Annotated in this window: 20 protein-coding genes; 8 read left to right on the plus strand and 12 right to left on the minus strand. The window is 70.0% G+C overall.

From position 1 onward, the window contains the following. Positions 1–83: 83 nt before the first annotated feature. The 3 genes from ACFWMR_RS36595 to ACFWMR_RS36605 form a co-directional block, all read right to left on the minus strand. On the minus strand, positions 84–500 hold the full coding sequence (locus ACFWMR_RS36595) for a DUF3040 domain-containing protein (RefSeq protein WP_093935927.1): 417 nt from the start codon (positions 498–500) through the stop codon (positions 84–86). Between the two features lie 197 nt (positions 501–697). Next, complete coding sequence (dinB, locus tag ACFWMR_RS36600) at positions 698–1,915, minus strand: DNA polymerase IV (protein ID WP_093935928.1); 1,218 nt, start codon at positions 1,913–1,915, stop codon at positions 698–700. A 162-nt stretch (positions 1,916–2,077) separates the two neighbouring features. Beyond that, a complete protein-coding gene (locus tag ACFWMR_RS36605; protein ID WP_378277591.1) occupies positions 2,078–2,812 on the minus strand; it encodes a methyltransferase domain-containing protein in 735 nt (244 codons plus the stop codon). Between the two features lie 109 nt (positions 2,813–2,921). Between ACFWMR_RS36605 and ACFWMR_RS36610 the strand changes: the two genes are divergently transcribed. The 5 genes from ACFWMR_RS36610 to ACFWMR_RS36630 all read left to right on the plus strand — a co-directional run bounded on the left by ACFWMR_RS36610 (position 2,922) and on the right by ACFWMR_RS36630 (position 7,785). Continuing rightward, entirely contained in the window at positions 2,922–3,788 is an 867-nt protein-coding gene (locus ACFWMR_RS36610) for a ParA family protein (RefSeq protein ID WP_093935930.1), read from the plus strand. A gap of 6 nt (positions 3,789–3,794) precedes the next feature. Beyond that, positions 3,795–4,598, plus strand: coding sequence for a DNA-formamidopyrimidine glycosylase family protein (locus ACFWMR_RS36615; protein ID WP_378381715.1), 804 nt, complete (start codon positions 3,795–3,797; stop codon positions 4,596–4,598). 125 nt (positions 4,599–4,723) lie between these two features. After that, positions 4,724–5,773: an adenosine deaminase gene (add, locus tag ACFWMR_RS36620; RefSeq protein WP_378381716.1), complete on the plus strand. Its 1,050-nt coding sequence runs from the start codon at positions 4,724–4,726 to the stop codon at positions 5,771–5,773. Positions 5,774–6,151: 378 nt separating this feature from the next. Beyond that, on the plus strand, positions 6,152–6,712 hold the full coding sequence (locus ACFWMR_RS36625) for a GNAT family N-acetyltransferase (RefSeq protein ID WP_093935933.1): 561 nt from the start codon (positions 6,152–6,154) through the stop codon (positions 6,710–6,712). Positions 6,713–6,735: 23 nt separating this feature from the next. Continuing rightward, complete coding sequence (locus ACFWMR_RS36630; RefSeq protein ID WP_093935934.1) at positions 6,736–7,785, plus strand: quinone-dependent dihydroorotate dehydrogenase; 1,050 nt, start codon at positions 6,736–6,738, stop codon at positions 7,783–7,785. On the opposite strand, the gene ACFWMR_RS36635 is transcribed toward ACFWMR_RS36630, so the two are convergent. The 4 genes from ACFWMR_RS36635 to ACFWMR_RS36650 form a co-directional block, all read right to left on the minus strand. Then, on the minus strand, positions 7,745–9,379 hold the full coding sequence (locus ACFWMR_RS36635) for an amidase family protein (RefSeq protein ID WP_093935935.1): 1,635 nt from the start codon (positions 9,377–9,379) through the stop codon (positions 7,745–7,747). The genes ACFWMR_RS36630 and ACFWMR_RS36635 overlap by 41 nt on opposite strands. 483 nt (positions 9,380–9,862) lie before the next feature. Next, positions 9,863–10,843: a phage shock envelope stress response protein PspM gene (pspM, locus tag ACFWMR_RS36640; protein ID WP_378381717.1), complete on the minus strand. Its 981-nt coding sequence runs from the start codon at positions 10,841–10,843 to the stop codon at positions 9,863–9,865. Positions 10,844–10,914: 71 nt separating this feature from the next. Further along, the gene (locus tag ACFWMR_RS36645) at positions 10,915–11,757 is read right to left on the minus strand and encodes a PspA/IM30 family protein (RefSeq protein ID WP_020637705.1); all 843 of its coding nucleotides are present in this window, start codon (positions 11,755–11,757) and stop codon (positions 10,915–10,917) included. A 220-nt stretch (positions 11,758–11,977) separates the two neighbouring features. After that, a complete protein-coding gene (locus ACFWMR_RS36650; protein WP_378381718.1) occupies positions 11,978–12,859 on the minus strand; it encodes an RNA polymerase sigma-70 factor in 882 nt (293 codons plus the stop codon). Between the two features lie 171 nt (positions 12,860–13,030). Here ACFWMR_RS36650 and ACFWMR_RS36655 point away from each other — a divergent pair, with 171 nt between their 5' ends. Beyond that, the gene (locus tag ACFWMR_RS36655) at positions 13,031–13,516 is read left to right on the plus strand and encodes a carboxymuconolactone decarboxylase family protein (protein WP_093935938.1); all 486 of its coding nucleotides are present in this window, start codon (positions 13,031–13,033) and stop codon (positions 13,514–13,516) included. A 60-nt stretch (positions 13,517–13,576) separates the two neighbouring features. Here the strand turns inward: ACFWMR_RS36655 and ACFWMR_RS36660 are convergent, their stop codons facing one another. From ACFWMR_RS36660 to rimO, 4 genes are all read right to left on the minus strand, one after another. Beyond that, entirely contained in the window at positions 13,577–14,023 is a 447-nt protein-coding gene (locus ACFWMR_RS36660) for a helix-turn-helix domain-containing protein (protein ID WP_167406234.1), read from the minus strand. A 101-nt stretch (positions 14,024–14,124) separates the two neighbouring features. After that, positions 14,125–14,586, minus strand: a complete 462-nt coding sequence (locus ACFWMR_RS36665) for a CinA family protein (protein ID WP_378381719.1) — start codon at positions 14,584–14,586, stop codon at positions 14,125–14,127. Beyond that, a complete protein-coding gene (pgsA, locus tag ACFWMR_RS36670) occupies positions 14,583–15,224 on the minus strand; it encodes a CDP-diacylglycerol--glycerol-3-phosphate 3-phosphatidyltransferase (protein WP_378381720.1) in 642 nt (213 codons plus the stop codon). Before pgsA ends, ACFWMR_RS36665 begins: the two co-directional genes overlap by 4 nt. Beyond that, complete coding sequence (rimO, locus tag ACFWMR_RS36675; RefSeq protein WP_378381721.1) at positions 15,221–16,669, minus strand: 30S ribosomal protein S12 methylthiotransferase RimO; 1,449 nt, start codon at positions 16,667–16,669, stop codon at positions 15,221–15,223. Before rimO ends, pgsA begins: the two co-directional genes overlap by 4 nt. An 88-nt stretch (positions 16,670–16,757) precedes the next feature. On the opposite strand from rimO, the gene ACFWMR_RS36680 reads away from it, so the two are divergent. Further along, complete coding sequence (locus ACFWMR_RS36680) at positions 16,758–17,285, plus strand: amino-acid N-acetyltransferase (protein ID WP_167406235.1); 528 nt, start codon at positions 16,758–16,760, stop codon at positions 17,283–17,285. 113 nt (positions 17,286–17,398) lie between these two features. On the opposite strand, the gene ACFWMR_RS36685 is transcribed toward ACFWMR_RS36680, so the two are convergent. Further along, the gene (locus ACFWMR_RS36685) at positions 17,399–17,935 is read right to left on the minus strand and encodes a CGNR zinc finger domain-containing protein (RefSeq protein ID WP_378381722.1); all 537 of its coding nucleotides are present in this window, start codon (positions 17,933–17,935) and stop codon (positions 17,399–17,401) included. Between the two features lie 58 nt (positions 17,936–17,993). Here ACFWMR_RS36685 and ACFWMR_RS36690 point away from each other — a divergent pair, with 58 nt between their 5' ends. Continuing rightward, on the plus strand, positions 17,994–18,839 hold the full coding sequence (locus ACFWMR_RS36690; protein ID WP_378381723.1) for an alpha/beta fold hydrolase: 846 nt from the start codon (positions 17,994–17,996) through the stop codon (positions 18,837–18,839). Positions 18,840–18,920: the final 81 nt, after the last annotated feature.

Consider the following 18,920-nt stretch of genomic DNA (forward strand, 5'->3'; position numbering starts at 1 on the left):
CTTCCTGTGGGGAGCGATGGTGGAGGACAACGCGAACATGCCGACGAGGCCAGGCCCCGTCGGCATGTTCGCGTGTGTGAGAGCTACTGCTCCTCGAAGCGCTGGCGGAAGCGCTCTTCCATGCGCTGGGTGAACGAGCTCCGGCGCGGGGACGACTTACCGCCGCCTCCTCCGCCGGCCCCCGGGCCACCGCTCTCCTTACCGCCCTCCGATTCGGCTCCGTGCCGAATCGATGTGACGGCCATCATGACTCCGAAGAACATCACGAGGAACCCGAGCACGCTGATCACTGGGATCTCGGCCACCCGGATGTTGACCACCACGCCGAGCACCAAAAGTGCGACGCCCACTACGAACAGGGCGATGCCCTGCAAACGCCGTCGGCGGGCGGGGCGGCGCAACCGGGTGCCTCGCACCGTGGATGCGAACTTGGGGTCCTCGGCATAGAGCTCGCGCTCGATCTGATCGAGCAGCCGCTGCTCATGCTCGGAGAGTGGCATCTTTCCTCCTCCGGCACAGCTGTCGCGGGCGCCGGGCCGCGCAACGTCATGGACCCAACAGACAACCCCAGGCGGGGTGTCTCTGTCCAGGATACGAGCCCCGCGCTCGTCCGACTACCCGATCCCGTATCCGGAAGGGATCGAATTGGCCGAAACCACCCGACTCGGCTCTCTCGAAGACGGCTGAGCAGCCAATGTCACTGGTCACGGGGGGTCAGCAGTGACGCGGGCCGCACGGCGGCCGCACCGAACTTCGACCTCGCGACGTCGGCCGCGACTTCCGCATCCCGCCAACGGGGTTCCGATGAGTCGAAAAGCAGCTGCTCCCCATCACTCTCCGTGTCCAATCCCTCGACTCTTACGCCGATCAGGCGGACTGCGCCCGTCGGCGCGTGCTCGGTGAGGAGTTCGACGGCGGTGCGGTGGATGTCCCGGGCCACATCCACTCCGACGGCGGTTGTCCTGGCCCGGGTGATCGTCTTGAAATCCGCGAACCGGACCTTGATCGACACCGTCCGGCCGCGCAGCCCCCGGCGGCGCAGGGTCGCGGCGACGCGTTCCGACAACCGGAGCAGTTCCAGCCCGAGCGCCGAGCGGTCGTGGAGGTCGACGTCGAAGGTCACTTCGGCGCCGATCGACTTGTCCGGGGTCTCCGGGATCACCTCGCGTTCGTCGTGCCCGTTCGCGAGCGCCCACAGGTGCTCCCCCAGCGCCCGGCCCAGCGAGCGCCGCAAGCGGGCCAGGGGCGCGGTGGCGACGTCGGCGATGGTGTCGAGGCCCTGCTGCCGCAGATGTTCTTCCGTGCGCTTGCCGACGCCCCACAGCGCCGACACCGGCAGCGGGTGCAGGAACGCGAGCGTCTCGGCCGCCGGGACGACGACCATGCCGTCCGGTTTCGCCATCCCGGACGCCAGCTTGGCGACGAACTTGACCTTCGCGACGCCGACCGAACAGCTGATCCCGAAGTCGGCGGCCACCCGCTCCCGGATCCAGGCGCCGAGCCGCGCGGGCGAGGAGTCCAGCCGCTTGAGCGCCCCGCTGACGTCCAGGAAGGCCTCGTCCAGGCTGAGTGGCTCCACCAGAGGTGTCAGCTCGCGGAAGATCCCCATGACGCCCTGGGACACCTCGCCGTACAAGCCGGGTGTCGGGGTGATGCAGATCAGCTGCGGGCAGAGCCGTTTGGCGGTCGAGAACGGCATGGCCGACCGGACGCCGAACTCGCGCGCCGCGTAGCTCGCGGCCGCGACGACCGACCTCGGGCCGCCGCCGGAGACGACCACCGGCTTGCCCGCCAGCTCCGGGCGCGTGCGCAGCTCACAGGACACGAAGAAGGCGTCCATGTCGACGTGCAGCAGGCCGCAGCCGGTGTCGTCGGGCCAGGTGGTGGCCCCGGTCGTCACCCGGTAGCGGGCCATCCCACCCGGCAGCTCAGCGTTTCTCCCCACGGGTGGACGCTAGCCGGGACCACCGACAATTCCCGCCGCGCCTGACCCCGAAGTGTCATGAAAGGGTCGTTCAGGACACTTTTCGTCCTGAACGACCCTTTCATGACATCCGGAGAAGCTCGCGACCGAGGGTCAGGCCGGGCGACGGGCCAGTACGTGCAGCCGGCTGGAGATGTCCCGCAGCGGCGACACGGAAGCGGCCGCCAGCTCGAACTCCGCCAGGTCCTCTTCCCGCACCCCGCCGGGCACGAAGTCCGCCACGACCCCGTCGCCTTGCAGCGAGGTCACGTCGAGTCCGACGGCGATCAGCTGCGCGCGGAGAGCCTCGGCGTCGAAGCGCCGCAGCACGGTCTCCCGGCCGCCGCCCAGCACGCCGCTCTCGGCCGCGAGCAGCTCCCGCGCCTCGCCGAGCCGTCCGGCCAGCGCGCGCTGCAGGATCGCGGCGTGGCGGTTCGCCACCAGCACCGAGACCGCCCCGCCGGGTTTGACCGCGGCGGCCAGCGCGGCGAGGACGAGCGCCGGGTCGTCGACGACTTCGAGCAGTCCGTGCGCGAGGACGAGGTCGGCCGATCCGTCCGCGACGTGGGCTCCGAGCGCGTCGGAGTCGTCGGCGATCACGGTGATGCTGCCGGAGACGCCCTCCTCCTCCGCCCGGCGGCGCAGGGTCGCCAGGGCGTTCGGGTTGGGCTCGACCACGGTCACCAGGCAGCCCGCCGAGGCCAGTGGCACCGCCCAGCCGCCGCTGCCGCCGCCGACGTCGACGACGTGCGGCTGGTGTTCGCCTCGCGCTCGTGCGGCCCGGAGTTCTGCTTCGAGAACCCGGCGAACCGCCCCCGATCCCCGCGTGGCCACGGTGTCCGTCTTCATAAACGCACAGGGTAATGCCCGCCTTCGCCGGCCCGCCGGGTGTAGTCCGATGCGGTGTTCGACACCTTGCCAAGGAGCCGCCACGCCGACTGCCCGTAGGCTGTATCGAGTGCACACGGTCGCTGTTCTCAGCCTGAAGGGTGGCGTCGGTAAAACGACGGTCGCCCTCGGTGTCGCGTCCGCCGCGCTGCGTAGGGGCGCCCGGACTCTCGTGGCCGACCTCGACCCGCAAGGCAACGCCACCACCTCGCTGGACCCGCCCTTCACCGACCGCACGCTGGCCGACGTCCTGGAGACGCCGGTGCGCTCGGTGCTCGAACGCGCGATCGCGCCCAGCGTGTGGAGCGACCAGATCGACGTCCTCGTCGGCGCCGAAGAGCTGGAGATGCTCAACGAGCCCGACGCCGACAGCCGACGGCTGGAGAACCTCTCCCGCGCGCTCGACGAACTGCACACGAACCCGCTGCGCGAGGAACCGTACGAACTGGTGATCCTCGACTGCCCGCCGTCGCTCGGCAGGCTGACCCGCTCGGCGCTGGTGGCCGCGGACAGCGCCCTGATCGTCACCGAGCCGACGATGTACGCCGTCTCCGGTGCCCGCCGGGCGCTCGACGCGATCGAGAAGATCCGCGAGGAGCAGAACCCGGGGCTGCGGCCGATCGGCGTCGTGGTCAACAAGCTCCGCGTGCGCTCCTACGAGCACCAGTTCCGGGTGGCGGAGCTGCGGGAGAACTTCGGCCCGCTGGTCATGCCGACGGCCATCCCGGACAGGCTCGCGGTGCAGCAGGCGCAGGGCGCGTGCAGCCCGATCCACGAGTGGCACTCCCCCGGCGCGCAGGAGATCGCGCTCACCTTCAACATGGTGCTGGCGAAGGTCCTCCGCTCCAGCCGGGCCGGACGGCATCGCGTCCGCGGCGAGGAAGAACCCGAGACCACCGAAGAGTCCGCCAAGCTGAGCGACACCGGCACCGGGTAGACGCCGATGCCCGAAGGCGACACCGTCTTCCTCGCCGGCAAGGTCCTCGACAAGGCACTGGCCGGGAAGACCCTGCTGCGCGGCGAGTTCAGGGTCCCGCAGCTGGCCACGACGGATCTCGCCGGACGCGACGTGCTCGGCGTCGGCACGGTCGGCAAGCATCTGCTGACCCGGTTGTCCGGCGATCTCACCCTGCACAGCCACCTCCGCATGGACGGCAAATGGGACGTCTACCGGACGGGCGCGCGCTGGCGGCATCCGGCGCATCAGGCCAGGGTCATCCTCGCCACCGAAGATCTGCAGGCGATCGGGTTCCGCGTGCACGACCTCGAACTCGTGCCCACGGACGAAGAACACCGGCTGGTCGGCCATCTCGGCCCGGATCTGCTCGATCCACAGTGGACGGACGAGCTGGCGGCGCGGGCGGCGGCCGCGCTGGCCGCGGATCCGGATCGTGAACTGGGCGACGCCCTGCTGGATCAGCGGATCATGGCGGGTATCGGGAACATGTACAAGGTCGAGATGTGCTTCCTGCTCGGCGTCACCCCGTGGACGCCGGTGTCCGGAGTGGACCCCGCCCAAGCCGTCGCGCTCGGCCGCAAACTGTTGAAGACCAACGCCTGGCGTACCTCGCAGACCACGACCGGGGACCTGCGCCGCGGCCGTGAGCACTGGGTCTACGAGCGGACCAAACAAGGGTGTTTCCGCTGCGGCGGCAGGCTCCGGATCGAATCCCAGGGGCCCGGGCACCAGGCGAGGCCGACCTGGTTCTGCCCGAAATGCCAGTCCGGACCCGCTCCCGGCGGCTAAGCTGGCTTCGTGACGCTGTTCAAGCTCCCGCTCTACGGGGCCGACACCGAACGCGGCGACCTCGCTCCCTGAGCCGCCCGCTCCCTCTCACGTCACCCTTCACTTCTTTCCCAGGGAGCTTTGTCATGCCCGGAATCCTCACGGGCGAGGCGCTGCGCGCGTTCGTGCACGCCCTGCCCAAGGTCGAACTCCACGTCCACCTCGTCGGCTCGGCGAGCCTGCCCACGGTCCTGGAACTGGCCCGGCGCCGCCCGTCCGCCGGGGTGCCGACCGAGGCGGGCGAACTCGCCCACTTCTTCACCTTCCGCGACTTCCCGCATTTCCTCCGCAACTACCTGGCGGTGACGTCGCTGGTGCGCGACGCCCGCGACATCCACACCCTCGTCACCGGGCTGGCGGCGGATCTGGCCGCGCAGAACGCCCGCTACGCCGAAGTGACGGTCACGCCCTACAACCACGTCCTCGACGGCATGTCGGCGGACGATCTGCTCACCGGTCTCGCCACCGGCAGGGCGGCGGCGCGCGCGGACCACGGAGTGGAACTGGCCTGGTGCTTCGACATTCCCGGTGAGAAGGGAGTCGTCGCCGGGCGCGAGACGGTCGTGTTCGCGCTCCGCGAACGTCCCGAGGGCCTGGTGTCCTTCGGGCTCGGAGGACCCGAGGTCGGGGTCGGCCGGGCGCAGTTCGCCCCGTTCTTCACCACGGCGAGGGAGGCCGGGTTGCACAGCGTCCCGCACGCGGGCGAGACCACCGGACCGGCCACCGTCTGGTCGGCGGTGCACGATCTCGGCGCCGAACGGATCGGGCACGGCGTCGGCGCGCACACCGACCCGGCGCTCCTGGAATACCTTGCGACGCAAAGGATCCCGCTGGAGGTCTGCCCCACGTCGAATATCCGTACCGGACAGTTCCCGTCGATCGAAGCACATCCGGTGCGGCGCCTGCTCGACCACGGCGTGATGGTCACGCTCAACACCGACGACCCGCCGATGTTCGGCGCCACCCTGGACGGCGAGTACGTGGCGGTCGCCGAAACCCTGGGCCTGACGGCGGACGAAATCGCCCGGTTCGCGAAGAACGCCGTGGAAGCGTCTTTTCAGCCCTCGGCGGACAAAACGGCCCTCCTGACGGAGATCGAAGAAATCTTGTTGCAGGACCTCGAACCCCTCGCATAGCGTGGCGGTACACGAGAGAGGAGGTGGTCCAAAGTTGTATTCCAACAGGACTCGTGAGGTGACTGTCCGCTAGCGGACCGCACGCGTAGGACTTTTGAGCAGCGATACAACGCAAGTTGGAGCCACCTTCGGCTCGTCGTCTCTGCTTCGCGTGGTGCCTGATAGCGAATACCAGGCAGTCACCGGGCCCCCGAGGTTCCCGAGCACCGGTCCGGCTCGGGCCCGGCCGCCGATTCCGGCGTCCGGGAGCCGCCTCGGGGGTACCCCTATTTCCGGGTTACTCCCTTTGCCCGGGGCGATGTGACCATCCACCGCCCCGGAGAACCGTCCGCCACTGTTCCCGTCCCGGGAACCCCGCCGACTGGATAGCCTGACGCCATGTTGAGGCCCGACTTCCCGATCACCACCCCGCGCCTGACCCTCCGCGCCTTCACCCCCGCGGATCTCGACGAACTCAACTCCTTCCAGTCCCGGGCCGACGTCGCCCGCTACCTCTACTGGGGTCCGCGCAGCCGGGCCGAATCCGCCGCCGCGCTCGCCAAACGGGTGCACAGCAGCAGTCTTTCGAAGGAAGGTCAGCTCCTCGCGGTTGCCGTGGAACTGACCGAGACCGGGCAGCTGATCGGCGACCTGAACCTCGAATACCTCAGCAGCGAGCACCGGCAGGGCGAGATCGGGTTCGTCTTCCACCCCGATCACCACGGCAAGGGGTTCGCCGCGGAGGCCGCCACCGAACTGCTGCGGCTCGGCTTCGAGGAGCTGGGCCTGCACCGGATCATCGGCCGCTGTGACGGGCGCAACACCGCGTCGGCCACGCTGATGGAGCGCCTGGGCATGCGCAAGGAAGCGCACCTGCGCGAGAACGAGGTCGTCAAGGGCGAATGGACCGACGAACTCGTCTTCGCGATGCTCGAAGACGAGTGGAAGGCGAGCGCCTAGATCTCACCAGGCATGATGGGGCCGTGTTCTTCGACAAGATCGTCCGCCCCGCGCTCTACCGGGTCTCCGGCGGGGACCCCGAAACCGTGCACGAACGCACCATCGGCACGCTCGCCGGGCTGAGCCGGTTCTCCCCCGCGCTCGGCGCGCTCGGCCGCGTCTACCGGACGGACGATCCGGTCACCTTCCTCGGTCTCCGCTTCCCCAACCGGGTCGGCCTCGCCGCCGGGATGGACAAGAACGGCCGCGCGCTGCACGCGTGGCCCGCGCTCGGCTTCGGCTTCGTCGAGGTCGGCACGGTCACCCGGCATCCGCAGCCGGGCAACGACAAGCCGCGGCTGTTCACCCTCGCCGGGACCGACGCGGTGATCAACCGGATGGGCTTCAACAACGAAGGCGCGGAAGCACTCGCCGCCCGCCTCGCCGCGAGCGGGAAGCCGCCGGTGCCGCTCGGGGTCAGCATCGGCAAGTCCAAGGTCACCCCGCTCGACGAGGCCGTCGAGGACTACCGGTTCTCGCTGCGGGCGCTGTATCCGTACGCCGACTATTTCGCGATCAACGTCAGTTCCCCGAACACACCGGGGCTGCGGGCGTTGCAGGACAAGTCCGCGCTGGCGGAGCTGCTCGCCGAGCTCCGGAAGACCTCGGCCGAACTCGCGGGTGCCGCGAAGCCGACGCCGGTGCTGGTGAAGGTCGCCCCCGATCTCACCGACGAAGCGCTCGCGGAACTGCTGGAGGTCTGTCTCGACCACGGCGTCGCCGGGCTGATCGCGACCAACACGACGTTGTCCCGCGAAGGGATCGCGCCGCCCGAGGCCGCCGTCGGCGAGCAGGCGGGCGGGCTTTCCGGCCGCCCGCTCACCGCTCGCTCGGTCGAGGTGGTGCGGTTCGTGCACGACGAAACCGGCGGCAAGCTGCCGATCATCGGCGTCGGCGGGATCTTCGACGCCGGCGCCGCCGCCCGGATGCTCGACGCCGGCGCCGGTCTCGTCCAGCTCTACACCGGTTTCGCCTTGCACGGTCCCGGTCTGGTCAAGCGGGTCGCCCGAGGTCTCGCGGCCCGGCCGTACTGACGAACCGCAGGTACGCCCGCCAGCACTGGTACCGCGTCAGCTCCGTCGCCGTCGCCGAGGCGGCCTGGTCACAAAGGACGGCCAGCGGCGTGTCCCCGTTCTCCAGGCGGATCCGGCCCAGGACGAACGGGGCGGGCAGCGTGGCCGCGAAGGCCCCGAGCGCGGCCGGCGAAAGCCGCCAGCGCTCACCCGAAAGCATCGTGTGCTCGCCCGTGGCGCTCACCGGCACCACGCCCGGCTGGGGTGGTTCGGTGGGCAGCAACAGCATCCGATATCCCTCGGCGGTCTGGACCAGCCCGGTGAACCGCGCCCCGGCGGTGACCAGCCGGTCGTTCAGCGGCTGCCCGCGCAGATGCGCGCCGAACACCACGAGATCCGCACCCGGTGCGGGGTAAGGGAAGTCGGCCTGTTCGTCGGTGAGCACGGCGGCGAGGTCGATGGCGACCTGGTCATCGAACGGCCGCACCACCACCGACACCCCGTACGGCCCGAGATCCGACGGCGACGACGGCACCGTGACCGCGGCGAGGTCGAGCAGGTTGACGAACGCCGTGAACCGCTCCAGCCGTTTCACGACACCGTCCGGATCGGACAGCGCCTCGGCGACCTCGGGGTGGTCCGCGACGGTCGGGAGGACCAGGGCGTCGTACTCGGACAGCATCCGGAGCGCGAGCATCCCGGCCTCGGCGACACGCTGCCTGTCGGCGGTGAAGCCGTCGTCATGGATCAACTCGCCCACCGCCAGCAGCGCCGAGACCTCGACCGTCTCGACGAGTGCCCCGGACGCCCGCAGCGCGGAAACCGCGCCGAGGAAAGCGGAGCGGGACTGCAAGGACAGTCCGGTGAGCGTCCCGGACCCCGGGATCGCCACCTTCGGCCGATCCCCGGCCGACAGGCGGACGTCCGGGGGCCAGTCACGAGCGAGCGGGTCGGCCTCGTCGGGACCGGTCATCAGACCCAGCGCGCGCTGGCCCAGCGTGAGACTGCGCGCGAACACGGCGATCCCGCCGCACGGCGCGGCACCGGTCTTGGGCACGAGGCCGAGCGTCGGTTTCAAGCCGACGATCCCGTTGAGCGACGCGGGAACCCGGCCCGCCCCCGCCGTGTCCGTGCCGACCGCCAGATCGACGAGGCCGAGCGCGACGGCGACGGCCGCGCCGCTGCTCGCGCTCCCGGAGACCTTGGCGGTGTTCAGCGCGGCGCTCACGACGCCGTACGGGCTGCGGGTGTGTTCGAGATCGGCGCCGAACCGATCGCAGTTGGTCTGGCCGATCACCACCGCCCCGGCCTCGGTCAGCCGGGACACCGAAGGGGCGCTGGCGCAACAGACCTCGTCCCCTGTCCCGGGTAGACCGGCGACGTCGACGGTGTCGGCGACCGCCACCAGGGTTCCGGCGAGCGGCAGGTCCGCGCCCGCGCGGACCCGTTCGTCGACAGCCTTCGCCTCCACGAGGGCGTCTTCCACGGGGCGGAGGGCGATCCAGACGTCGGGCCGGTCGACCTCGGCGATCCGGTCGTAGGCGGCGATGGCGCGCTGGTAGGAACTGGGAGGCGGCGCGGGGATCGGCTCTGGTTCTGGAGGGAGCGTCGTCACTGGGGCGTCCTTTCCTCGGTGGGGGGACGAGAAAGACCACTGCGCGAGATCCACTGTGTCCGGTCCGCCACCCTGGGACGCCCGCTCACGCGGGCTGGGTTCAGGCCCGAGCTGGGAGAAGCACTGCGTGCATGAGAGAAACGTTAGGCATCGCGCGTTGCCGTCACCAGCGGTTTCGGGTTACGCGAGCATTTCGGTACCGCACAGTGAGCGAGTCGTTACGCAATGGAGTATTAGCGACGACGAATGAGACGATTGTCCAGGAAAGCGCCTGCTCAGCCCGCGTGCTCGAAGACCGAACTCACGTGATTGAAGCCGTGACTCACGTGCTTGAAGCCGGAACTCACGTGATTGGAGGCGGGACTCACGTGATTGTAAGCGGATCTCGCGTGATCAGGCGGGCACCGGTGAGATCCGCCTTCAAGCACGCGAGATCCGTGTCCAAGCACGCGAGTCACGGGTTCAAGCACGCGAGTTACGGGTTCAGGACAGTTCGCGCAGGGCCATCGCGAGGCCGGCGAGCTTGTCGGTCGCGTCGGAGAGCGATTCCTTGGACGACGTCATACCGTCCGAGCTCGCGGCGACCGTGTGCCCGGCGGCCGCGACGAGACCGCCGTAGCCGTCGAGGCCGTCTTCGAGCTGCTCGCGCAGTTGCTTGATGGCGGCGTCGAGGGCGCCTCGTTCCCGCTCGGGCGCGGCGTCGCGGCCGCGTTCGATGGCCTGGATCCGGCCCGCCAGCCCGCGCAGGGCCTGCGCGGCCTCGGCGGCGGTGGTCCGGGCGTCCGCGACGGCGATCTCCGAGACCGGCATGGTGCCGAGTGACGTCGGCTGCGAAAGCTGGCGAAGCAGCTCCGCCAGCGAAGCCTCGCTCTCGACGAGGCGCTCCATCGGAGCGCGCGCGACGGACCGCGCCGGGGGCAGCGGCGGCGGGGCGGCGGGCGCGGCGGGCAGCACGGTGCGCTTGAGCGTCCGCAGCCGCAGTCCCGACTTGACCCCGAAGGTGCCGAAGATGACGGTGAACGCGCCGCCCGCGATGGCCTGGAGGACGTCGGCCTGGCCCGCCTTCAGCAGGCCCGCGCCGGCGACGAACGCGTACAGTCCACAAAGGATGGTGAGGAGGATCCAGAAGGTCAGCGCACGGGACGTGCGGCGCTTCTGTCTCTCCAGTTTGGCCGCGGGCTCGTTCCAGCGGGCCCACTTGGCCTTCGCCTCGGCGACCACCGGGATCTGCCCCGACGCCATCGAAGTCAGCTGCTGCGAGATCTTCGGCATGGCCGGCATCTGCGGCATCGGAGGACGCGGCCGCGGCGGCTGAGCCGGTCGAGGAGAGGAGCCCTGCTCGGAGGGCGGGATGTAGCGCTGCAGCTTCTCCTGCGCGCGTTGGGCGTAGTCGGGCAGCTTCTCGATGTGCTTCTCAAGCTTGGCGGTGAACTCCCCGAAGTCCTTGCGCCTGCCCTGCCCCATTGCCCTCTCCCCTGTCTTCAGGTGAGACCGGTCCCGCACCCGCGGGTGCGGGACCGGCTCCCGTTGATGTGTCAGGCGGGGTTCTTGCCCTGTTCGGCCTGAACCCGTGCCTGGATCTCACGCTGGATGTCCGCACCACTCGACGCCTTCGGCGCGGCGGCGGTCTTGCCGTCGGTCACCTGAGCGACGGAGTCGCCCTTCATGGACGCGCGGATCTGCTCCAGCCGCGAGTGCCCCGCGAGCTGCGTCGTGGAGGCCTGGACCTCCATCATCCGGCCCTGGACGGAGTTCTGTGCGAGTTCGGCCGAGCCGAGCGCCGTGGTGTAGCGCTTCTCGATCTTGTCGCGAACGTCCTCCAGCGACGGGGTGTTGCCCGGCGCGGCCAGCTGGCTCATCTGGTTCAGCGAAGCGGAGACCTGCTCCTGCATCTTCGCCTGCTCCAGCTGCGAGAGCAGCTTGGTACGCTCGGCCAGCTTCTGCTGCAGCATGGTCGCGTTGCGCTCGACGGCCTTCTTCGCCTGCTCCGCCGCCTGAAGCGACTGGTCGTGCAGGGTCTTCAGGTCCTCGATGCTCTGCTCGGCGGTGACGAGCTGCGCGGCGAAGCTCTCCGCCGCGTTCTCGAACTCGGTCGCCTTCTGCTCATCGCCCTTGGCACGCGCCTCGTCGGCGAGCACCAGCGCCTGGCGGGTCGAAGCCTGGAGCTTCTCCACGTCGCCGAGCTGACGGTTCAGCTTCATCTCCAGCTGACGCTGGTTACCGATCACCGAGGCGGCCTGCTGGGTCAGCGCCTGGTGGTTGCGCTGTGCCTCCTCGATGGCCTGCTGGATCTGTACCTTCGGGTCGGCGTGCTCGTCGATCTTCGACGAGAACGCCGCCATCATGTACTTCCAGAACTTCACGAACGGGTTGGCCATCTCCTCCGCCTGCCTTCTCGCATCCCACGGGCTGTTACCTCGAGGTGGGGCGTCCCCTCTTTGATGTTGCAACGTCCCGACCCCGGCGTTGAGTTCCATCGTGTCAGGTCGGCGTCCCGCGTTCCAGGCGACCCCGACGGAATTCAGGGATCCCCCTGACTGTGATGTCCACGACCTTTCGGGTTCACCGGCCGGTGACCCTGGGTGAAGACGGCCCGAGTCAGCGGCGCAGAGCGGTCTCCTCTGCCAGGCGTGACAACTTCTCGGGGTTGCGGACGGCGTAGAGACCGGTGATGAGCCCCTCCTCGACGCGCAGCGCGATGACGGTGTCGACCTCGCCGCCGAACCGCAGGATCAACGCGGGATACCCGTTGACCTGCGCCTCCAGCATCGACGCCGCCTCGTCCCGCGCCGGACGTCTCGCCGCCAGCAGCGGCGCGACCCGCGCGGCGCCGACCACGGGTTCCAGCACGGCCCGCACCACCCCTCCCCCGTCACCGAGGAAGACGACGTCGGGTGAGAGGACGTCGAGCAGCCCCTGGAGGTCACCGGTCCGGACCGCCCGGTGGAAGGCGTCGAGCACGTCCCGGGTCTCTGCCGGGGACGCGCCACCCCTCGGCCGCCGGGCGGCGACGTGCGCCCGGGCCCGGTGGGCGATCTGGTGGACTGCGGCCGGGGTCTTGCCGACGGCCTCGGCGATCTCGTCGTAGGCCACGGCGAACACCTCGCGCAGCACGAACACCGCGCGCTCGGTCGGGGTGAGCGTCTCCAGCACCAGCAGCATCGCCATCGAGACGCTGTCGGCGAGCTCGACGTCGTCGGCCACGTCGGGTGTGGTGAGCAGCGGTTCCGGCAGCCAAGGTCCGACGTAGGACTCCTTGCGGCGGCCGAGGGTGCGCAGCCTGCCGAGCGCCTGCCGGGTGGTGATGCGGACGAGGTACGCCCGTGGGTTCTCCACCGCGGCGAGCTCGACGCCCGACCAGCGCAACCAGGTCTCCTGGAGGACGTCCTCCGCGTCGGCGGCCGAGCCGAGCATCTCGTAGGCGACGGTGAAGAGCAGGTTCCGGTGGGCGACGAACGCCTCCGTGGCGGTGTCGGACATGGACTGCTCCTGTTCCTGGGGATGGTGTCCCCCACCAGACACCGGACCTCGCCGGTTTCTGACACGTCCACGACGTGGCGCACGTCACGCCTTCGTGTTGTCAGCGCTTCCCGCCCACCGGCATCTGGTGGTCGTCCGGTTCAGCACACGACCACGAATGAGGGCGAGATCATGGATTCCCGTTTCGATCTGAACAGCAACGAGCTCGGCGCGAAGATCGGCAAGCGCTTCGCAGGAGTCAGTGTGGCCATCAAGGGCTCGACACTGCCGAAGGTCGTCCAGGAGCTGGTGTCGCTGCGGGCCAGCCAGGTCAACGGCTGCGGCTACTGCGTCGACGCGCACGCCAAGGACCTGGCCGCCGCCGGCGAACCCGCGGTCCGGGTCAACCTGGTCGCCGCCTGGCGCGAAGCGACCGTGTTCACCGAGGCCGAGCAGGCCGCGCTGGCGCTCGCGGAGGAAGGCAGCCGCCTCGCCGACGCGGCCCAGGGCGTCTCGGACGAGACCTGGTCACAGGTGCGCGAGCACTACGACGACGACCAGGTCGCCGCGCTGATCTACCTGGTCGCGATGATCAACGCCGCCAACCGGCTGCTCGTGATCACGCACACCAAGGGTGGCTCCTACCAGGCGGGCACGTTCGACAGCGCCGCGAGCTGACGCGGGGTACGGCAGAGGCCCCAGGCGGACTGCCTGGGGCCTCTCGGCGTTCACGTCTCGCTAAGCGGCGACCATCTTCGGTGCGGAGATCGTCGTCCGCAACGCGGGGCTCATCCGCGGCGGCGGCGAGATCCGCAGGTCGGCCAGGTCGTTGCCGATCAGCTCGGACACCAGGTGACCGCCTTCGAGGCCCGCTTCGGCGCTTTCCCGCTCCGGAGCGCGCCGCTTGCCCGCTTCGACCTTCTCGTCCACCGGGGCGACCTCGACGTTGTCGATCGCCGAGACGTCCGCGGCGACCTTGTGCAGGAGTTCGCCCAGCGGAAGGTCCAGGGCCTCGCAAATGGACGCCAGCAGCTCGCTGGACGCCTCCTTCTGCCCGCGCTCGACCTCGGAGAGGTATCCGAGGCTCACCCTGGCGGCGCGGGAGATGTCCCGCAGCGTTCGACGCTGGTTCGTGCGGGCGTGTCGGAGCCGGTCGCCGATCGCCTCGCGCAACAGCACGGTCATCACGCGCCTCCCTTCCAGGACTGACTACCCCCTACGTTACCCAGAGCGGTGCCCCGGGCGCAGGTGTTGACACGGCAATACGCCAAGGGCGAACGCGGCGATCATGCGAGATGTTCCCCCAGCAGGGCGAACGCGCCGCGGACCGCGCCGTCCCTGACCGAGGCTCGATCGCCGCTCAAGTCCAGCGTACGGACGGTGAGCACGTCCGGCCCGGCGAGCCCGACGTGGACGGTGCCGGGGGCGACGCCGTCCTGTCCGGCCGGACCCGCGACGCCGGTCAAGCCGAGGCCCCAGGTGGCGCCGCACCGCTCCCGCGCGCCGGTGGCGAGCTGCGCCGCGACCTCGGGATGCACGGCACCGTGCGCGGCGAGGAGGTCCGCGTCGACTCCGGCGAGCGAAGCCTTGAGGTCGGTGGCGTAGACGATCAGGCCGCCGCGGACGACGGCACTCGATCCGGGGATCTCGGTCAACCTCGCGCAGACCAGACCGGCGGTCAGCGACTCGGCCGTCGCCACCGTCTCTTTACGCTCGATCAGGTGAGTGATCAAGGTCTCAGCATTCATGCGCCGGCGGCACGCCTTCCGGCGGAGCGCAGCCGCACCGCGCGCACGACGTAGTCGAGCCCGGTCACAACGGTCAGCACGAGCGCGAGCCCCATCAGCACCCAGCGCACCGGCTCGGCGGACGCGGGCAGGGGCAGCAGGTACGCGGTGATGGCCGCGATCTGCGCGAGCGTCTTGGCCTTGCCACCCCGGCTGGCCGGGATGACGCCGTGCCGGATCACCCAGAACCGCAGCAGCGTCACGCCGATCTCGCGGATCGCGATGACGATGGTGACCCACCAGCCCAGCTCGCCGAGCACGCTCAGCCCGATCAGCGCGGCGCCGATCAGCGCCTTGTCGGCGATCGGGTCGGCGATCTTGCCGAAGTCGGTGATCAGCCCGTACTTGCGCGCGACCCAGCCGTCGACCTGGTCGGTGAACGACGCGATCGCGAACAACGCGGTGGCGATCGCCCGCCAGAAGGTGTCCACCCCGTCCCCGGCGAACAGCGCCATCACGAACAGCGGCACCAGCACCAGCCGCGACATCGTGAGCAGGTTCGCCAGGTTCAGGGTCGGGACCGGGGTCGCCTCGGGTACCCGGGCGTGCTCGCCGCCCGTTCCCTCACCGGCCCCGGCGTCGCTCGGGGCGGCACTCACCGGTCGGCCTCGGGCGGCGCGGGCCGCACGATCAGGTCGACGCCCTCGGAGTCGACGACCTCGCAGCGCACGAAGTCCCCCACCGCCAGGGCGGGCAGGTCGTCCGTCTCGATCAGGACGCATTCGCCGTCGACCTCGGGGGCCTGGTGCGCGGCACGGCCGATCGGGTCCTCGGCGTCCTCGGCCTGCTCGATCAGGACGTCGACGAAGTCGCCGATGCGGTCCTCGGCCCGCTGCGAGGTCAGCTCCTCGACCAGCGCCGAGATCCGCGCGACCCGCTCGGCCACCACGGACTCGTCGAGCTTGCCGTCGAAGGTCTCGGCCTCGGTTCCGTCCTCGTCCGAGTAACCGAAGACACCCACGGCGTCCAGGCGCGCGCCGCTCAGGAAGCGCTCCAGCTCGGCGACGTCCTCTTCGGTCTCGCCGGGGAACCCGACGATGACGTTGGTGCGGATGCCGGCGTTCGGCGAGTACTCGCGGATCTGCTCGCACAGCGCGAGGAACGAGTCCGTGGACCCGAAGCGGCGCATGCGGCGCAGCACGGTCTCGCTGGAGTGCTGGAACGACAGGTCGAAGTAGTCGGCGACGCCCGGTGTGGTCGCGATGGCCTTGACCAGTCCGGGACGCGTCTCGGCGGGCTGCAGGTAGGAGACGCGGACGCGTTCGATGCCGGGCACCTCGGCCAGCCGTGGGACCAGCAGTTCCAGCGCGCGGGCGCCGTCGCGGCCGAAGTCCTTGCCGTAGGAGGTGGAGTTCTCCGAGACGAGGAAGACCTCCTTGACGCCGTTCTCGGCGAGCCACATCGCCTCGGCGACGATCTCGTCCGGCTGCCGCGACACGAAGGAGCCGCGGAACGACGGGATCGCGCAGAACGAGCAGCGGCGGTCGCAACCGGAGGCGATCTTCAGCGCGGCCACCGGGGAGGTGTCGAGCCTGGTCCGCAGCACGCGCGGGCCCCAGCCGTGCTGCGCGTGCCCCGGCACCTCGACCGACTCGGCGGCTGTCGGGCGCTGGACCGGGCTGATCGGCAGCAGCTTGCGGCGGTCCGACGGCGTGTGGGACTCGACCTTGCGGCCCGCCACGACGTCGTCCAGACGCTCGGCGAGGTCGGCGTAGTGGTCGAAACCCAGGACCGCGTCGGCCTCGGGCAGGCTCTCGGCCAGCTCGTTGCCGTAGCGCTCGGCCATGCAGCCGACGGCGACGACCTTCTTGCCGGTGTCGGACGCCGCGAGCAGCGTGTCGACCGAGTCCTTCTTGGCGGACTCGACGAAGCCGCAGGTGTTGACGACCACGACGTCGGAGTCCTCGGGCTCGGCGGCGAGCTCCCAGCCGCCCGCCGCCAGCCGTCCGGCGAGTTCCTCGGAATCGACCTCGTTGCGGGCGCAACCGAGGGTCAGCAAGGACACGCGGCGGGTGGCGACAGGATCAGTGGTGGGAGAAGGCACGTGCCTTAGGGTAGCTGGCCTGTTCGCGGGGTCGCCGATCGCTCGCTCGGGCGAGCCCTCGACCGGGCCGGGCCCCGGGGATGGCTTAATGGTGGACGTGCCGTCAGAGCCTCTCCTCCACCGCCGTCCTCTCGTCCGCCGGGCCAGGATCGCGGACGTCCGCAAGATCAAGGCGCTGGTCGACTCCGACGCGGGGACGGTGCTGCTGGAGAAGGACCTCGTCACCCTCTACGAGAGCGTCCAGGAGTTCTGGGTGGTCGAAGACGGTGACGACGTGCTCGGCTGCGGCGCGCTCCACGTGCTGTGGGAAGACATCGCCGAGCTGCGCACCATCGCGGTCGACAAGACCTCCCGAGGGCGCGGCATCGGGCACGCGCTGGTCGACCAGCTGATCGGCTTCGCCCGCGAGATCGGGCTGAAACGGCTGTTCGTGCTGACCTTCGAGACTCACTTCTTCGCCGGGCACGGCTTCGTCGAGATCGACGGGACTCCGGTGACCCAGGAGGTCTACGAGGAGATGCGGCGCTCCGCCGATCCCGGGGTCGCGGAGTTCCTCGACCTGCCGTATGTGAAGCCGAACACCTTGGGCAACAGCCGGATGCTGCTGGAGCTTTAAGGGGCGCCTTCGCTGCTTAGCTGCTGCGCAGCCGGTGTCCCCAATGTGGCATTGGGGACGTTGGGCGTCTCCAATGCCACATTGGGGGCACCCAGGCGCCGGTGAAGGGAGCGCTAAGGGGCTTTCTTGGCGTGGCGGGCGACCCGGACGCGGTTGCCGCACAACGACGGCGTGCACCAGACCCGGCGGCTGTTCGCCGCCACGAACAGCATCGAGCAGTCGTGCGCGCCGCATCGCCGCAGCTGAGCGGCACGCGGCCCGGACACGAGAGCGATCGCGGCGACCGCGACGGCGGCGAGCGCGATCTCGCCACCGTCCTCGCCGTGCCAGGTCGTCCGCGCGCCGTCGGCGGTCAGCCGCGGACTGGTCGGGACGGCGGCCGCGGCCGCGTTGACCCGCTCGACAGCCCACGCCTCGGGCTCCCGCCTGGCCACGGCCGCCTCCAGCACCTCACGCACCGCCGACCGCAGCCTCCGCGTCTGCTCGGCCGACGGCGGCCGGGCGCCTTCGGGCAGCAGGGACGCCTGAGCCGCCCAGAACCTCGCGTGGCCGTCGTCGAGCAGATCGATCGACGGCGAGACGGCCAGCATGACGGTGTCCGCGAGGTTCACCGCGAGATCGTCACCGGGAAGCGAGTCGAGATCGAGCATGCCTTGACACTATCAGGTACTAATGGTTCAAGACAGTTCTAACCATTAGGGAGTGCTCATGGCGACCATCCGGCACCGGTCGGTCAAGCTCGGCGACGTCGAGGTCTTCTATCGCGAAGCCGGCGACCCCGAAGCGCCCGTTTTGCTTCTGCTGCACGGCTTCCCGACGTCGTCTCACCAGTTCACGCGGCTGATGCGCCGCCTCGCCGGACGGTGGCGGCTCGTCGCGCCGGACCTGCCGGGCTTCGGGCAGACCGTCACACCCGAGGGATTCACCTTCACCTTCGATCGGCTCGCGGAGGTGATCGGCGAGTTCGTCGACGCGCTGGAACTGCGCCGGTACGCGCTCTACGTCTTCGACTTCGGCGCCCCGACGGGTTTTCGGCTGGCCGTCTCGCGGCCGTCCCAGATCACGGCGCTGATCACGCAGAACGGCAACGCCTACGTCGAGGGGCTCGGGCCTGCGATGCCGGACTTCCCTTCCCTGACGGACGAAACCGAGGCGCGGCGTGGCTTCGAGGCGATCCTCGAACCGGACCAGATCCGGTACCAGTACACCGGCGCCCGCGATCCGGAGGCCATCGATCCCGCGAACTACCTGCTGGACCAGTACTTCCTGGAGCGCCCCGGCCGCGCGGAGGCGATGCTCGACCTGTTCTGGGACTACCGGAACAACCCGCCCGCGTATCCGAAGTTCCAGGCGTGGCTGCGGGAGGCCCAGCCGCCCGTGCTCGCCGTCTGGGGCCGCAACGACCCGTTCTTCATCCCGGCGGGAGCCGAGGCGTTCCGGAACGATGTTCCCTCGGCGGAGGTTCATTTCTTCGACACCGGGCATTTCGCGCTGGAAGAGGACCTCGAACCGATCAGCGAGCTGATCGACCGCTTCCTGGCGGCGCAGCACTGAAAGGCGGGCCCTTCGCGCGCGGACAAGTACATGAAGGACCCCTTCCTTGCGCTAGGCGCAAGGAAGGGGTCCTTCATGTAC

Source organism: Amycolatopsis thailandensis (assembly GCF_042723255.1).
GTDB classification, from domain to species: Bacteria; Actinomycetota; Actinomycetes; order Mycobacteriales; family Pseudonocardiaceae; genus Amycolatopsis; species Amycolatopsis thailandensis.